The 15,725-nt window shown below is 53.7% G+C and carries 14 protein-coding genes; all 14 read left to right on the top strand.

Annotated features, from left to right (window positions below; translation table 11 throughout):
- The first annotated feature begins 26 nt into the window (after positions 1–26).
- Positions 27–1,148 (top strand): GDP-mannose 4,6-dehydratase, encoded by a 1,122-nt coding sequence (gmd, locus tag NNO04_RS13115; protein ID WP_271445032.1) that lies wholly within the window; start codon positions 27–29, stop codon positions 1,146–1,148.
- Between the two features lie 2 nt (positions 1,149–1,150).
- Positions 1,151–2,116, top strand: coding sequence for a GDP-L-fucose synthase (fcl, locus tag NNO04_RS13120; protein WP_271445033.1), 966 nt, complete (start codon positions 1,151–1,153; stop codon positions 2,114–2,116).
- A gap of 2 nt (positions 2,117–2,118) precedes the next feature.
- On the top strand, positions 2,119–2,598 hold the full coding sequence (locus tag NNO04_RS13125) for a GDP-mannose mannosyl hydrolase (protein ID WP_271445034.1): 480 nt from the start codon (positions 2,119–2,121) through the stop codon (positions 2,596–2,598).
- On the top strand, positions 2,595–3,818 hold the full coding sequence (wcaI, locus tag NNO04_RS13130; protein ID WP_271445035.1) for a colanic acid biosynthesis fucosyltransferase WcaI: 1,224 nt from the start codon (positions 2,595–2,597) through the stop codon (positions 3,816–3,818). The genes NNO04_RS13125 and wcaI overlap by 4 nt, the downstream gene beginning before the upstream one ends.
- Before the next feature lie 3 nt (positions 3,819–3,821).
- Complete coding sequence (cpsB, locus tag NNO04_RS13135; RefSeq protein ID WP_271445036.1) at positions 3,822–5,258, top strand: mannose-1-phosphate guanyltransferase; 1,437 nt, start codon at positions 3,822–3,824, stop codon at positions 5,256–5,258.
- A gap of 127 nt (positions 5,259–5,385) precedes the next feature.
- On the top strand, positions 5,386–6,756 hold the full coding sequence (cpsG, locus tag NNO04_RS13140) for a colanic acid biosynthesis phosphomannomutase CpsG (RefSeq protein ID WP_271445037.1): 1,371 nt from the start codon (positions 5,386–5,388) through the stop codon (positions 6,754–6,756).
- Positions 6,757–6,818: 62 nt separating this feature from the next.
- Positions 6,819–8,213: an undecaprenyl-phosphate glucose phosphotransferase gene (wcaJ, locus tag NNO04_RS13145; RefSeq protein WP_271445038.1), complete on the top strand. Its 1,395-nt coding sequence runs from the start codon at positions 6,819–6,821 to the stop codon at positions 8,211–8,213.
- Between the two features lie 9 nt (positions 8,214–8,222).
- Positions 8,223–9,701 (top strand): colanic acid undecaprenyl disphosphate flippase WzxC, encoded by a 1,479-nt coding sequence (wzxC, locus tag NNO04_RS13150; RefSeq protein ID WP_271445045.1) that lies wholly within the window; start codon positions 8,223–8,225, stop codon positions 9,699–9,701.
- A gap of 157 nt (positions 9,702–9,858) precedes the next feature.
- Positions 9,859–11,139 carry a colanic acid biosynthesis pyruvyl transferase WcaK gene (wcaK, locus tag NNO04_RS13155; RefSeq protein ID WP_271445039.1) on the top strand — a complete coding sequence of 427 codons (1,281 nt, stop codon included), beginning with the start codon at positions 9,859–9,861 and terminating at the stop codon, positions 11,137–11,139.
- Positions 11,136–12,356, top strand: coding sequence for a colanic acid biosynthesis glycosyltransferase WcaL (gene wcaL / locus NNO04_RS13160; RefSeq protein WP_271445040.1), 1,221 nt, complete (start codon positions 11,136–11,138; stop codon positions 12,354–12,356). Before wcaK ends, wcaL begins: the two co-directional genes overlap by 4 nt.
- 11 nt (positions 12,357–12,367) lie before the next feature.
- Positions 12,368–13,771, top strand: coding sequence for a colanic acid biosynthesis protein WcaM (gene wcaM, locus NNO04_RS13165; protein WP_271445041.1), 1,404 nt, complete (start codon positions 12,368–12,370; stop codon positions 13,769–13,771).
- A 165-nt stretch (positions 13,772–13,936) separates the two neighbouring features.
- Positions 13,937–14,830: a GalU regulator GalF gene (galF, locus tag NNO04_RS13170; RefSeq protein WP_271445042.1), complete on the top strand. Its 894-nt coding sequence runs from the start codon at positions 13,937–13,939 to the stop codon at positions 14,828–14,830.
- Positions 14,831–15,154: 324 nt separating this feature from the next.
- Positions 15,155–15,550 carry an adenylyltransferase/cytidyltransferase family protein gene (locus tag NNO04_RS13175; protein WP_271445043.1) on the top strand — a complete coding sequence of 132 codons (396 nt, stop codon included), beginning with the start codon at positions 15,155–15,157 and terminating at the stop codon, positions 15,548–15,550.
- On the top strand, positions 15,547–15,725 hold a 179-nt coding region (locus NNO04_RS22890), incomplete at its 3' end, for a CDP-glycerol glycerophosphotransferase family protein (protein ID WP_442870736.1). The genes NNO04_RS13175 and NNO04_RS22890, both read left to right, overlap by 4 nt.

Raw genomic sequence — 15,725 nt, forward strand, 5'->3', positions numbered from 1 at the left:
CTAATCAGTACAGAAGGAAAACAGACATGTCAAAAGTCGCTCTCATTACTGGCGTCACCGGGCAGGACGGTTCTTACCTGGCGGAGCTTCTCCTGGAGAAAGGCTACGAGGTGCACGGTATCAAGCGCCGCGCATCGTCATTCAACACCGAGCGTGTGGATCACATCTATCAGGATCCTCACGCCAGCAACCCGAAATTCCATCTGCATTATGGCGATCTGACAGACTCCTCCAACCTGACGCGCATTCTGCAAGAAGTGCAGCCGGACGAAGTCTACAACCTGGGGGCGATGAGCCACGTCGCGGTTTCTTTTGAATCGCCGGAATATACCGCTGACGTCGATGCGATGGGGACGCTGCGCCTGCTGGAAGCGATCCGCTTCCTCGGTCTGGAAAAGAAAACGCGTTTCTATCAGGCCTCCACCTCTGAGCTGTATGGCCTGGTCCAGGAGATCCCGCAGAAAGAGACCACGCCGTTCTATCCGCGTTCTCCGTATGCGGTGGCCAAACTGTACGCCTACTGGATAACCGTCAACTACCGTGAATCCTATGGGATCTACGCCTGTAACGGCATTTTGTTTAACCATGAATCTCCGCGCCGTGGCGAAACCTTCGTGACCCGCAAAATTACCCGCGCGATCGCCAATATCGCCCAGGGGCTGGAGAAGTGCCTGTACCTCGGCAACATGGACTCCCTGCGTGACTGGGGCCATGCCAAAGACTACGTCAAAATGCAGTGGATGATGTTGCAGCAGGAGAAACCGGAAGACTTCGTGATCGCCACCGGCGTGCAGTACTCCGTTCGTCAGTTCGTTGAAATGGCGGCGGGACAACTGGGGATCAAACTGCGTTTCGAAGGGGAAGGGGTGGACGAAAAAGGTATCGTCGTCTCAGTGACCGGTCATGATGCGCCAGGCGTTAAAGCCGGTGATGTGATTGTGGCGGTTGACCCGCGTTATTTCCGCCCTGCGGAAGTGGAAACCCTGCTGGGCGATCCTTCCCGCGCACACCAAAAATTGGGCTGGAAGCCGGAGATTACCCTGCAGCAGATGGTGTCAGAGATGGTCGCAAACGATCTGGAAGCAGCGAAGAAGCACTCACTGCTGAAATCTCATGGTTACGAGGTTGCCATCGCGCTGGAGTCATGAGGATGATGAAACAACGTATTTTTGTGGCGGGCCATCGCGGGATGGTGGGGTCTGCCATTGTCAGACAGCTGGAACAGCGCGGCGATGTGGAACTGGTATTGCGCACCCGCGACGAGCTGAATCTGCTGGATAGCAAAGCAGTGCAGGCATTCTTTGCCGACGAACGTCTCGATCAAGTGTATCTGGCGGCGGCGAAGGTGGGGGGTATTGTGGCGAACAATACGTACCCGGCTGATTTCATTTATGAAAACATGATGATAGAGAGCAACATCATCCATGCCGCGCATTTGCATAACGTCAATAAGCTGCTGTTCCTCGGCTCATCCTGCATTTATCCAAAACTGGCGACCCAGCCGATGGCGGAAAGCGAACTGTTGCAGGGAACGCTTGAGCCAACTAACGAGCCGTACGCCATCGCCAAGATTGCCGGGATCAAGCTGTGCGAGTCTTACAACCGTCAGTATCACCGCGACTATCGTTCGGTGATGCCGACCAATCTGTACGGTTCACATGACAACTTCCATCCGGGCAATTCGCACGTGATCCCGGCGCTGCTGCGTCGTTTCCATGAAGCGACGGTACAGAATGCGGCGGATGTGGTGGTGTGGGGCAGCGGTACGCCGATGCGTGAGTTTTTGCACGTGGATGACATGGCGGCGGCCAGCATCCATGTGATGGAACTTGACCGCGAAGTCTGGCAGGAGAATACCCAACCGATGCTGTCGCACATCAACGTCGGCACCGGCGTGGATTGCACCATCCGCGAGCTGGCGCAAACCATCGCGCAGGTGGTGGGTTACAAAGGTCGCGTGGTGTTTGACGCCACAAAACCGGATGGCACCCCCCGCAAACTGCTCGACGTAACCCGTCTGCATCAGCTTGGCTGGTATCACGAGATCGCGCTGGAAGCGGGTCTCGCCAGTACCTACCAGTGGTTCCTTGAGAACCAGCAGCGGTTTCGGGGGTAAGCATGTTTTTACGTCAGGACGATTTTGCCACCGTGGTGCGCTCCACTCCGTTGATTTCCATTGATTTGATTGTGGAAAACGCGCGGGGAGAATTTCTGCTGGGCAAACGCCTCAACCGGCCCGCACAGGGCGACTGGTTTGTACCAGGCGGTCGGGTGCAAAAAGATGAGCCGCTGCACGCGGCCTTTGAACGCCTGACGCAGGCTGAACTGGGCTTACGTTTGCCGATGTCCGCCGGCGAATTTTATGGCGTCTGGCAGCACTTCTATGACGACAACTTTTCCGGCGCCGGTTTCACCACGCACTATGTGGTGCTCGGTTTTCGCCTGAAGGTGTGTGAGGCCGATCTGCATCTGCCTGACACTCAGCATGACGACTACCGTTGGCTGACGCCAGCAGCGCTGCTGGCAAGCGCCGACGTGCATGACAACACTCGCGCCTATTTTATGCCGGAACGCCAGGCCGGGGAGCCGGGCTTATGAAAATCCTCGTTTATGGAATCAACTACTCGCCTGAACTGACCGGTATTGGCAAATACACTGGCGAGATGGTCGAATGGATGGCGCGTGAAGGCCATGAAGTGCGGGTTATCACTGCGCCACCTTACTACCCGCAATGGAAAGTCGGCGAACGCTACTCATCCTGGCGTTATCGCCGGGAAGAGGGTGATGCCACCGTCTGGCGCTGCCCGCTGTACGTACCGGCACAACCGTCAACGCTGAAGCGCCTGCTGCATTTGGGCAGCTTTGCATTGAGCAGCTTTTTCCCGTTACTGGCGCAACGGCGCTGGAAACCGGATCGCATCATTGGCGTGGTGCCCACGCTGTTTTGCACTCCGGGGATGCGTCTGCTGGCAAAACTCTCTGGCGCCCGCACGCTGCTGCATATTCAGGATTACGAAGTGGACGCGATGCTCGGCCTGGGTCTGGCCGGGAAGGGCAAGCATGGCAAAGTCGCCAGGCTGGCAACGGCGTTTGAACGCAGCGGCCTGCATCACGTTGACAACGTCTCCACCATCTCCCGCTCAATGATGAATAAAGCGCAGGAAAAAGGGGTGGCGGCAGAGAAGATTATATTCTTTCCAAATTGGTCGGAAGTTGCCCGTTTTCGCGACGTTTGCGACGACGATGTCCGCACACTGCGCGCGCAGCTTGAACTCCCGATTGATCACAAAATCATTCTCTACTCCGGCAACATTGGCGAAAAACAGGGGCTGGAAAACGTGATTGAAGCGGCGCTCCGTTTGCGCGAACAGCCGCTCATTTTTGCGATTGTCGGTCAGGGCGGCGGCAAAGCGCGGCTGGAAAAAATAGCCCGTGAACGCGGCCTCAACAACGTGAAATTCTTCCCGCTTCAGTCATATGACGCCTTACCCGCGCTGCTGAAGATGGGCGACTGCCATCTGGTGGTGCAAAAGCGTGGCGCGGCGGATGCGGTTCTGCCTTCCAAACTGACCAATATTCTGGCGGTGGGCGGCAATGCGGTGATTACCGCAGAAGCACAGACCGAACTGGGTCAGCTCTGCAACAGTTATCCGGGTATCGCCGTTTGCGTGGAGCCTGAATCGGTCGACGCGCTGGTAAACGGAATTACGCAAGCGCTCGCCATGCCCGAAAACAACACGGTGGCACGTGACTATGCCGAACGCACGCTCGATAAAGAGAACGTGTTACGTCAATTTATTGCAGATATTCGGGATTAAAAAATGAATCAGACCAAACTCTATCCGGTCGTGATGGCGGGTGGCTCCGGTAGCCGCTTGTGGCCGCTTTCCCGCGTACTTTATCCAAAACAGTTTTTATGCCTGAAGGGCGATCTCACGATGCTGCAAACGACTATTTGTCGTTTGAACGGCGTGGAGTGCGAAAGCCCGGTGGTGATTTGTAATGAGCAACACCGCTTTATCGTCGCGGAACAACTGCGACAGCTGGGCAAGCTGACCGAGAATATCATTCTCGAACCGGCCGGGCGTAACACCGCCCCCGCCATTGCGCTGGCGGCGCTGGCGGCAACGCGCTCCAGTCCGGATAGCGACCCGTTGATGCTGGTACTGGCGGCCGATCATGTGATTGCCGATGAAGAGGCATTTCGCACAGCGGTGCGCAGCGCCATGCCGTACGCCGATGCGGGCAAACTGGTGACGTTTGGGATCGTGCCGGATCTGCCGGAAACCGGTTATGGCTATATCCGTCGCGGTAATGTCACTCCTGGCATGCACGATGCCGTCGCGTTTGACGTCGCGCAATTTGTTGAGAAACCCAATCTCGAGACCGCAAAGTCGTGGGTGGCAAGCGGCGACTACTACTGGAACAGTGGCATGTTCCTGTTTCGCGCGGGGCGCTATCTCGAGGAGTTAAGAAAATACCGTCCCGATATTTTTGACGCGTGCGAGAAAGCGATGAGTGCTGTTGACCCCGATCTCGATTTTATCCGTGTGGATGAAGAGGCGTTTCTCGCCTGCCCGGAAGAGTCGGTGGATTACGCGGTGATGGAGCACACGGCGGATGCAGTGGTTCTCCCGATGGATGCGGGCTGGAGCGATGTGGGGTCGTGGTCATCGCTATGGGAGATCAGCGCGCATACGGCGGAAGGCAATGTCCACCACGGCGATGTGATCAGCCACAAAACCGAGAACAGCTATGTGTATGCCGAGTCTGGCCTTGTTACCACCGTCGGCGTGAAGGATTTGGTGGTGGTGCAGACCCGGGATGCGGTGCTGATTGCTGACCGTAACGCGGTACAGGATGTGAAAAAAGTGGTGGAACAGATCAAAGCCGACGGACGCCACGAGCACCATATTCACCGTGAAGTGTACCGTCCGTGGGGTAAATACGATTCCATCGATGCGGGCGATCGCTACCAGGTGAAACGGATCACCGTGAAGCCGGGCGAAGGACTTTCTGTGCAGATGCACCATCACCGCGCCGAACACTGGGTTGTGGTGGCGGGTACCGCAAAAGTCACCATTGAGGGTGACGTCAAACTGCTCGCGGAAAACGAGTCTGTCTACATTCCTCTGGGCGCAACTCACTGCCTGGAGAATCCGGGAAAAATACCGCTCGATTTAATCGAAGTGCGCTCCGGCTCGTATCTCGAAGAGGACGACGTGGTGCGGTTTGAGGATCGCTACGGGCGGGTGTAGGCCTGATAAGACGCGGAGCTTCGCCATCAGGCAATGACCGCCGGATCACTATCCGGCAAAAAACAACAATAACAATTTTGGCCATTAACGGGTCAGGGCTAACTGTTGCCTGAAGAAGGGTAAAAACATGACGAAACTAACCTGCTTTAAAGCCTACGACATTCGCGGCAGGCTGGGCGAAGAGCTTAACGAAGAGATCGCATGGCGTATTGGTCGCGCTTATGGCGAGTTTCTGAAACCGAAAACGGTCGTGCTGGGCGGCGACGTCCGTCTGACCAGCCAGGCGCTAAAACTGGCGCTGGCGAAAGGATTGCAGGATGCCGGTGTTGACGTACTGGATATTGGCCTGTCTGGCACCGAAGAGATCTATTTCGCCACTTTCCATCTTGGTGTGGACGGCGGCATTGAAGTGACGGCCAGTCACAATCCAATGGACTACAACGGCATGAAGCTTGTGCGCGAGGGCGCCCGGCCGATCAGCGGCGACACAGGGCTGCGCGATATCCAGCGTCTGGCCGAAGCGAATGACTTCGCGGCGGTGAACGACGCGAAGCGCGGCAGCTACACACAAATTAGCCTGCGTGACGCCTATCTCGATCATCTGTTCGGTTATATCAACGTCAACAACATCACCCCGCTGAAACTGGTGATTAACTCGGGCAACGGCGCGGCGGGTCCGGTGGTAGACGCCATTGAAGCACGTTTTAAAACGCTCGGCGTACCGGTTGAGTTCATCAAAGTCCACAACACGCCGGACGGCAACTTCCCGAACGGTATTCCGAATCCGCTGCTGCCGGAGTGTCGTGCGGATACCTGCAACGCGGTGCTTGAGCATGGCGCGGACATGGGCATTGCGTTTGACGGTGATTTCGACCGCTGCTTCTTCTTCGACCATACCGGACAGTTTATTGAGGGCTACTACATCGTCGGCCTGCTGGCAGAGGCGTTTCTGGAGAAACATCCGGGGGCGAAGATCATCCACGACCCGCGTCTTTCCTGGAACACTGTTGATGTGGTGACGGCGGCGGGCGGCACGCCGGTGATGTCGAAAACCGGTCATGCGTTCATCAAAGAACGGATGCGGCAGGAAGATGCCATCTACGGCGGCGAGATGAGCGCCCATCACTATTTCCGTGATTTTGCCTATTGCGACAGCGGGATGATCCCGTGGCTGCTGGTGGCTGAACTGGTGTGTCTTAAAGGACAGTCGCTGGGTGAAATGGTGCGCGACCGGATGGTGGCGTATCCGGCAAGCGGGGAGATTAACAGCCAGCTGGCAGAGCCGGTATCGGCGATTGGCCGCGTTGAACAGCACTTTGCACGCGAGGCGCTGGCGGTGGACAGAACCGACGGTATCAGCATGTCGTTCGCCGACTGGCGTTTCAATCTGCGCTCGTCAAACACCGAGCCGGTGGTGCGCCTTAACGTGGAATCGCGTGGCGATATTCCGCTGATGGAAGCGCGAACGCGCACGCTGCTGGCGTTGTTGAATCAGTAATGTCAGTGCTTCTCTTATCCAGTCAGGGAATGCCTGGATAAGGGCTAAGAACAGGAACAACGATGACAAATCTAAAAACGCGCGAGCGAGCCAAAACCAATGCATCGTTAATCTCTATGGTGCAACGCTTTTCAGATATCACCCTGATGTTTGGCGGGCTGTGGGTCGTCTGTCAGGTGAGCGGCTTGCCATTTCTGTATATGCACCTGTTGGTGGCCTTAATTACGTTGGTGGTGTTCCAGATGCTGGGAGGCATCACGGATTTTTACCGCTCCTGGCGCGGCGTCAAAATGTCGACGGAACTGGCGCTGTTGCTACGTAACTGGACGCTGAGCCTGGTGTTCAGCGCCGGTTTAATCGCCTTCAATAACGACGTTGAGAACCGTCCCGCGGCCTGGCTGGCGTGGTATCTGCTTTCAAGCGTTGGGCTGGTGGTCTGTCGTTCGTTGATTCGCTACGGGGCAGGCTGGTTGCGCCATCGTGGGTACAACAAACGGCGGGTGGCGGTGGCGGGCGATTTGCCTGCTGGTCAGGCGTTGCTGGAGAGTTTTCGCAACGAACCGTGGCTGGGCTTTGATGTGGTCGGCGTTTATCACGACGCTAAACCGGGCGGTGTGTCAGCGAACTGGGCGGGCAATCTGCGACAACTGGTGGAGGATGCCAAAGCGTCACGCATTCATAACGTTTATATCGCCATGTCGATGTGTGACGGCGCACGGGTGAAAAAACTGGTACGAGAACTGGCCGACACCACCTGTTCGGTGATCCTTATCCCTGACGTCTTTACCTTCAATATTTTGCATTCCCGCATCGAAGAGGTGAGTGGCGTGCCGGTGGTGCCGCTGTATGACACGCCGCTCTCGGGCATCAATCGTCTGCTTAAACGTGCTGAAGACATAGTGCTGGCGTCGCTGATCCTGTTGTTGATTTCTCCGGTGCTGTGCTGCATTGCGCTGTCGGTCAAGCTGACCTCTCCCGGCCCGGTTATTTTCCGCCAGACGCGCTACGGCATGGATGGCAAACCGATCAAGGTGTGGAAATTCCGCTCCATGAAAGTGATGGAAAACGATGCGGTGGTCACTCAGGCAACGCAAAACGATCCCCGCGTCACCCCGGTGGGCAATTTTCTGCGCCGCACCTCACTGGACGAGTTACCACAGTTTATTAACGTGTTGACGGGCGGCATGTCGATCGTAGGGCCACGACCGCATGCGGTGGCGCACAACGAGCAGTATCGCCAGCTTATCGAGGGTTACATGCTGCGGCACAAGGTGAAACCGGGCATTACCGGCTGGGCGCAAATCAACGGCTGGCGCGGTGAGACCGACACATTAGAGAAGATGGAAAAGCGGGTTGAGTTTGATCTGGAGTATATCCGTGAATGGAGCCTGTGGTTCGACATCAAGATCGTCTTCCTGACTGTGTTTAAGGGTTTTGTGAACAAAGCGGCTTACTGAGGAACGATGATGAGTTTACGCGAAAAAACCCTCAGTGGCGCCAGGTGGTCGGCGATGGCAACTGTCGTCATTATCGGTCTGGGACTGATTCAGATGACGGTACTGGCGCGGATTATCGACAACCATCAGTTTGGTCTGTTGACCGTCTCGCTGGTGATTATTGCGCTGGCCGATACTCTCTCGGACTTTGGCATTGCTAACTCGATTATCCAGCGTAAAGAGATAAGCCACCTCGAACTGACCACTCTGTACTGGCTCAACGTCGGTCTGGGGCTGGTGGTGTGCGTGGCGGTGTTTCTGCTCAGCGACGTGATTGGCAATGTGCTGAATAACCCCGATCTGGCGTCATTAATCAAAACCCTGTCGCTGGCATTTGTGGTTACCCCGCATGGGCAGCAGTTCCGCGCGCTGATGCAAAAGGAGCTGGAGTTCAACAAGATTGGCATGATCGAGACCAGTTCGGTACTGGCGGGGTTTACCTTTACGGTGGTCAGCGCCCATTTCTGGCCGTGGGCGTTAACCGCGATCCTTGGCTATCTGGTCAACAGCGCGGTCCGTACGCTGCTGTTTGGTTATTTTGGCCGCAAAATCTATCGCCCAGGACTGCACTTTTCGCTGGCATCCGTCTCATCGAATTTACGTTTTGGCGCGTGGCTGACGGCAGACAGCATCATCAATTATGTGAATACCAATCTCTCAACTCTGGTGCTGGCGCGCATTCTTGGCGCAGGCGTGGCGGGGGGGTACAACCTGGCGTACAACGTGGCGGTCGTTCCGCCGATGAAACTCAACCCCATCATCACCCGCGTGTTGTTTCCCGCGTTTGCCAAAATTCAGGACGACACCGAAAAGTTGCGGATTAACTTCTACAAGCTGTTGTCGGTGGTAGGGATCATTAACTTCCCCGCCTTGCTCGGCCTGATGGTGGTGTCGAACAATTTTGTACCGCTGGTCTTCGGTGAGAAGTGGAGCAGCATTGTTCCGGTTATGCAGTTGTTGTGCGTGGTGGGACTGCTGCGTTCCGTTGGCAATCCGATAGGCTCGCTGCTGATGGCGAAAGCGCGCGTCGATATCAGCTTTAAATTCAATGTGTTCAAAACCTGTCTGTTTATTCCGGCCATTGTCGTCGGTGGTCATCTGGCGGGCGCTATCGGCGTCACGCTGGGATTTCTGCTGGTGCAAATCATCAATACGGTGCTGAGTTATTTCGTGATGATCAAACCGGTGCTGGGCTCCAGCTATCGTCAGTACATCCTGAGCTTGTGGCTACCGTTTTATCTCTCTTTACCGACGCTGGCGCTGAGTTATGGCCTGGGCGTTGCGTTGCAGGGGCATCTGCCGCTCGGCCTATTGCTGGCCACGCAAATTGCTGCGGGCGCGCTGGCCTTTGTCGTGATGATCGTGGCGTCGCGCCATCCGTTAGTGGTGGAAATCAAGCGCCAGTTTTGTCGCAGCGAAAAAATGAAAACACTGCTACGCGCAGGGTGAACCTTACCGCCGCCATCCGGCAAACCATGCCTGATGACGCTGCGCTTATCAGGCCTACGGGACGCATGGCGCTTCGGTTATCGGACCGGGAAATAACGCTGTAGGCCGGATAAGGCAACAGCCGCCGACATCCGGCAATGAATATTTGAGGTAACAAATGAAATTATTAATTTTGGGCAACCATACCTGCGGCAACCGTGGCGACAGTGCGATTTTACGCGGCCTGTTGGATGCCATTCATCGCCTGGAGCCCGACGCGGAAGTCGACGTGATGAGCCGTTATCCGGTGAGTTCTTCCTGGTTACTCAATCGCCCGGTGATGGGCGATCCTATCTGGCTGCAAATGAAGCAGCACAACAGCGCGGCAGGCATGATGGGTCGGGTGAAAAAAGTGCTGCGCCGCCGTTATCAACATCAGGTTCTGCTTTCACGCGTCACGGATACCGGCAAGCTGCGCAATATCGCGATTGCCCAGGGTTTTACGGACTTTGTTCGTCTGCTGTCGGGTTACGACGCGATTATTCAGGTGGGCGGATCGTTTTTTGTCGATCTCTACGGCGTACCGCAATTTGAGCATGCGCTGTGTACGTTCATGGCGAAAAAACCGCTGTATATGGTGGGTCACAGCGTCGGCCCGTTCCAGGACGAACAGTTCAACCGACTGGCGAACTATGTTTTTGGCCAGTGTGATGCGTTGATCCTGCGCGAAGCGGTAAGCCTTGAACTGATGAAACGTAGCGACATCACGACGGCAAAAGTGGAATCCGGCGTAGACACTGCATGGCTGGTAGAACGTCATCATGACGATTTTGAACCAGCCTACACGGTGCAACACTGGCTGGACGTCGCCGCAAAGCAGAAGACAGTGGCTATCACGCTGCGCGAACTGGCGCCGTTTGATAAACGTTTGGGCACCACGCAACAGGCCTATGAGCAGGCGTTCGCCGGGGTTGTGAATCGCATTCTGGAGGAAGGGTATCAGGTGATTGCACTCTCAACCTGTACCGGGATCGACAGCTACAACAAAGATGACCGTATGGTGGCGCTGAATTTACGCCAGTATGTCAGCGATCCGTCGCGCTACCACGTGGTGATGGACGAACTGAACGATCTGGAGATGGGAAAAATTCTTGCCGCCTGCGAACTGACCGTAGGAACACGCCTGCATTCCGCGATTATCTCGATGAACTTTGACACCCCGGCCATTGCCATCAACTACGAACATAAGTCGGCGGGGATCATGCAGCAACTGGGATTGCCGGAGATGGCCATCGATATTCGCCATCTCCTGGATGGCAGTCTGACAACGATGGTGGCCGATACGCTGGGGCAGTTGCCGGAACTGAACACGCGGGTTTCTGCCGCCGTGACGCGTGAGCGTGAACAGGGGTTACGGATGGTGGAATCGGTGCTCGCGCGTATCAGGGAGGGAAAATGAAGGTCAGCTTCTTTTTACTTAAATTCCCGTTGTCCTCGGAGACCTTTGTGCTTAACCAAATCACCGCGTTTATCGACATGGGGTTTGAAGTAGACATTGTCGCGCTGCAGAAGGGGGATTTGCGCAATACGCACACGTCATGGACGAAATATGACCTGGAAGCCAAAACCCGCTGGTTGCAGGATGAACCGACGGGACGCCTTGCAAAGCTGCGTCATCGCGCAAGCAAAACGTTACCGGGACTTCATCGTGCGCCGACATGGAAAGCGCTTAACGTTTCCCGCTACGGTGCAGAGTCGCGCAACCTGATCCTCTCTTCTATTTGTGCTCAGGTCACGACACCGTTTCAGGCGGATGTCTTTATCGCCCACTTTGGACCTGCGGGGGTAACGGCGGCGAAACTGCGCGAGCTTGGGGTGATCAACGGCAAGATTGCCACTGTTTTCCACGGCATTGATATCTCGAGCCGGGAAGTGCTCAACCACTATACGCCCGAGTACCAGCAACTGTTTCAGCGTGGTGATCTCATGTTGCCTATCAGTGATTTATGGGCCGCTCGCCTAAAAAGAATGGGCTGTCCGCCGGAGAAAATCGCGGTATCACGCATGGGGGTGGATATGGCGCGGTTTACCCATCGGCCGATTACAACGCCCTCTACGCCACTGGAGATTATTTCGGTTGCCCGTCTCACCGAGAAAAAAGGACTGCATGTCGCTATTGAAGCTTGCCGCCTGCTGAAAGCGCGCGGCGTGGATTTCCGTTATCGCATTCTGGGAATCGGTCCGTGGGAAAGACGCCTGCGCACGCTTATCGAGCAGTACCAACTGGATGATGTGATTGAGATGCCCGGCTTTAAACCCAGCCATGACGTCAAAATAATGCTCGACAAGGCTGATGTCTTTCTGCTGCCTTCGATTACAGGCGCGGACGGGGATATGGAAGGTATTCCCGTGGCATTGATGGAAGCGATGGCGGTCGGTATCCCGGTTATCTCGACCGTGCATAGCGGGATCCCGGAACTGGTGGAGGCGGGGAAATCCGGCTGGCTGGTGCCTGAAAACGACGCCCCGGCGCTGGCCGAACAACTGGCGGCGTTTAGCCGAATCGACGGTGATGCACTCAGGCCAGTGGTGCAACGTGCCCGTGAAAAAATTGAGTCTGATTTTAACCAGCAGGTGATCAATCTTCAGCTCTCCAGCCTGCTGCAAACGATGTAAATTGAGGTTGTATGCCTGAGAAAACCCTCTCCCGACGTACCTTTCTGGCGGCAGGCTCCATCCTTGCCGCTCTTCCCATCCTCCGTACTCCGCTTGTTCGCGCCGCTGCGCCCCGAAAGAGCGTCAATATCGATGAGTACAATCCGCAGGACTGGGTCGCCTCGTTCAGGCGTGCCTTCAACGACGCGCAAACCGTTGTGGTGCCTGCTGGCGTGGTGTGCAAAAACATCAATACGGGGATCTTCATCCCTGCCGGTAAAACGCTGCACGTCGTTGGTCGGCTAAGTGGCAACGGCAAAGGGCGGTTTGTGTTACAGGACGGCTGCCAGGTCACAGGGGAGGGGGGCGGTAGCCTGCATAACATTACACTGGATGTGCGCGGCTCGGACTGTGTTATCCAGGGAATTGCCATGAGTGGTTTTGCGCCGGTAACCCAGATCTATATTGGCGGCAAAAAACCGCGGATTATGCGCAATCTGCTTATTGATGACATCACGGTGACGCAGGCGAACTATGCCATTTTGCGCCAGGGATTCCATAATCAGGTTGACGGCGCGCGGATCACCCATTGCCATTTCAGTGACCTACAGGGCGATGCGATTGAATGGAATGTGGCGATCAACGATCGCAATATTCTGATTTCGGATCATGTCATTGAACGTATCAACTGTACTAACGGCAAGATTAACTGGGGGATCGGCATTGGGTTAGCGGGAAGCACCTACGATAATAGCTACCCGGAAAAGCAAACGGTGAAAAACTTTGTGGTGGCGAATATCACCGGCTCAGATTGTCGGCAACTTGTCCATGTTGAGAATGGCAAGCACTTTATCATTCGTAATGTAAAGGCCCGGAATATCACACCAGATTTCAGTAAGAAAGCAGGGATAGATAATGCCACTGTGGCAATTTATGGTTGTGATAACTTTGTGATTGATAATATTGATATGGTGAATTGTGCTGGAATGCTTATTGGCTACGGTGTGGTCAAAGGTCGATATTTATCCATTCCGCAAAATTTCAAATTGAATGATATTCATCTCGATAATACCCATCTTGCCTGGAAGCTACGCGGCATTCAAATCTCTTCCGGAAACGCGACCTCGTTTGTGGCACTCACTAACATTGAGATGAAGCGAGCGACGCTGGAGTTGCATAATAAGCCGCAGCATCTTTTTTTACGTAATATCAATGTGATGCAAATATCTTCCACAGGGCCTGCGCTGAAAATGCACTTTGACCTGCGCAAAGACGTGAGAGGGAAGTTTATGGCCAAACAGGACACGTTGTTGTCTCTGGCCAACGTGCATGCGGTGAACGAAAAGGGACAGAGTTCGGCAGATATCGACAGCATCGATCATCAGGTGGTCAATGTTGAGGATATCAATTTCAGACTGCCGGGGCAGGGGCGATAGTTTTATGTACATTCCTGAAAACACAACTCTATTCTTCAGATTATGGCTACTGCATTCTCTGGATAAGCGGCGTAACATCCTCAACAGAGCCAGCATGGAATTCATGCTGGCTAAAACATGCTAAAGAGCTATAATTCAGCAACCATTTTACAGGTGGATGAAATAATGATGAATTTGAAAGCAGTTATTCCGGTAGCGGGTCTGGGTATGCACATGTTGCCTGCCACCAAGGCAATCCCCAAAGAGATGCTGCCGATTGTCGACAAACCGATGATTCAGTACATTGTCGATGAGATTGTGGCTGCTGGCATTAAAGAGATCCTCCTGGTCACTCACGCGTCCAAAAACGCGGTCGAGAACCACTTCGACACCTCCTACGAATTAGAATCGCTCCTTGAACAGCGAGTAAAACGCCAGTTGCTGGCGGAAGTACAATCCATCTGTCCTCCGGGTGTAACGATCATGAACGTGCGCCAGGCTCAGCCTCTCGGTTTGGGTCATTCTATTCTTTGCGCGCGCCCGGTTATCGGCGACAACCCATTTGTTGTTGTATTGCCGGACATTATCATCGATAGCGCCAGTGCTGACCCACTACGTTATAACCTGGCTGCCCTGGTGGCCCGCTTCAATGAAACAGGTCGTAGCCAGGTGCTGGCGAAGCGCATGAAAGGCGACCTTTCAGAGTATTCTGTTATTCAGACGAAAGAAGCACTGGATAATGAAGGTAAAGTGAGCCGCATCGTTGAGTTCATCGAAAAACCGGATCAGCCGCAAACGCTGGATTCTGATCTGATGGCGGTGGGCCGTTACGTCCTCTCTGCGGATATCTGGGCTGAACTCGAAAAAACGGAACCCGGTGCCTGGGGGCGCATCCAGTTGACTGACGCGATTGCAGAACTGGCGAAAAAACAGTCCGTTGACGCAATGCTGATGACCGGTGACAGCTATGACTGCGGTAAAAAAATGGGCTATATGCAGGCATTTGTGAAGTATGGACTGCGTAACCTGAAAGAAGGGCCGAAGTTCCGTAAGAGCATTGAGAAGTTGCTGAGCGAATAAAACACTTCAGATTGTTGAGTGTAGTTGACGGTAAAAAATGATAACGGCAGAGAACATTCCGGGCAGCGGTGCTGATGCTAATTGGATGTTTCTGCCGTTTTGCTTTATGAAAAACAAGTAAAAACAATAAGTTAGATGGTAAAAAATCATCAGGAATTTGTCGAATTTTCCTTGTTTCCGAAAGCGTTTGGTAAGACAATTAGTGTTTAAGTTTTTGAGAGCCTAGCCTGAAATGGCGCGGCTTGTAAACGTCTTTAGAATGTACGCAGTGCGCTGGTAGCTGTTAAGCCAGGGGCGGTAGCGTGCAAATTTTGTGAGAATACTATGAAGAGAATTATTACATTTGGTACTTTTGATGTTTTTCATGTTGGGCATGTGAATATTCTGGAGCGTGCTGCAGAGTTAGGGAACTATCTTATTGTTGGCGTTAGCTCAGATAACTTGAACTACAGTAAAAAAGGCCGTTATCCAGTATATTCTCAGGATGCCAGATGTAAGATAATTAACTCCCTAAAATTTGTCTCTGAAGTCTTCATTGAAGAATCGTTAGAATTAAAAAAAGAATACATTCTTCAGTATCAGGCTGATGTTCTGGTTATGGGGGATGATTGGTTAGGGCGTTTTGACTGGGTCAAAGACGTTTGTGAAGTAATATATCTTCCAAGAACACCATCCATATCAACGACAGAAATTATAGAAGTGGTTAAATCACTAAAATGAATAAAAAATTAAAAAGGATTATAAAGGGTGCAATTTCGATATTAAATGGTTTTCTACCGAAAAATAGAAAAAGAATTATATTTAAAAGCGTACCTGATTATGCAGGTAATTGCAAAGCTTTAAGTGAGTATATTCGGCATAATCATAAAGATTATCAAGTAGTCTGGGTTTACAC

It is taken from the genome of Citrobacter sp. Awk 4, assembly GCF_028069725.1.
Classification (GTDB): Bacteria; Pseudomonadota; Gammaproteobacteria; order Enterobacterales; family Enterobacteriaceae; genus Citrobacter_D.

Excerpts from the sequence above, each read along its gene's own strand:
- gmd (WP_271445032.1), top strand. The coding sequence starts at position 27 with ATGTCAAAAGTCGCTCTCATTACTGGCGTCACCGGGCAGGACGGTTCT.
- fcl (WP_271445033.1), top strand. The coding sequence starts at position 1,151 with ATGATGAAACAACGTATTTTTGTGGCGGGCCATCGCGGGATGGTGGGG.
- NNO04_RS13125 (WP_271445034.1), top strand. The coding sequence starts at position 2,119 with ATGTTTTTACGTCAGGACGATTTTGCCACCGTGGTGCGCTCCACTCCG.
- wcaI (WP_271445035.1), top strand. The coding sequence starts at position 2,595 with ATGAAAATCCTCGTTTATGGAATCAACTACTCGCCTGAACTGACCGGT.
- cpsB (WP_271445036.1), top strand. The coding sequence starts at position 3,822 with ATGAATCAGACCAAACTCTATCCGGTCGTGATGGCGGGTGGCTCCGGT.
- cpsG (WP_271445037.1), top strand. The coding sequence starts at position 5,386 with ATGACGAAACTAACCTGCTTTAAAGCCTACGACATTCGCGGCAGGCTG.
- wcaJ (WP_271445038.1), top strand. The coding sequence starts at position 6,819 with ATGACAAATCTAAAAACGCGCGAGCGAGCCAAAACCAATGCATCGTTA.
- wzxC (WP_271445045.1), top strand. The coding sequence starts at position 8,223 with ATGAGTTTACGCGAAAAAACCCTCAGTGGCGCCAGGTGGTCGGCGATG.
- wcaK (WP_271445039.1), top strand. The coding sequence starts at position 9,859 with ATGAAATTATTAATTTTGGGCAACCATACCTGCGGCAACCGTGGCGAC.
- wcaL (WP_271445040.1), top strand. The coding sequence starts at position 11,136 with ATGAAGGTCAGCTTCTTTTTACTTAAATTCCCGTTGTCCTCGGAGACC.
- wcaM (WP_271445041.1), top strand. The coding sequence starts at position 12,368 with ATGCCTGAGAAAACCCTCTCCCGACGTACCTTTCTGGCGGCAGGCTCC.
- galF (WP_271445042.1), top strand. The coding sequence starts at position 13,937 with ATGATGAATTTGAAAGCAGTTATTCCGGTAGCGGGTCTGGGTATGCAC.
- NNO04_RS13175 (WP_271445043.1), top strand. The coding sequence starts at position 15,155 with ATGAAGAGAATTATTACATTTGGTACTTTTGATGTTTTTCATGTTGGG.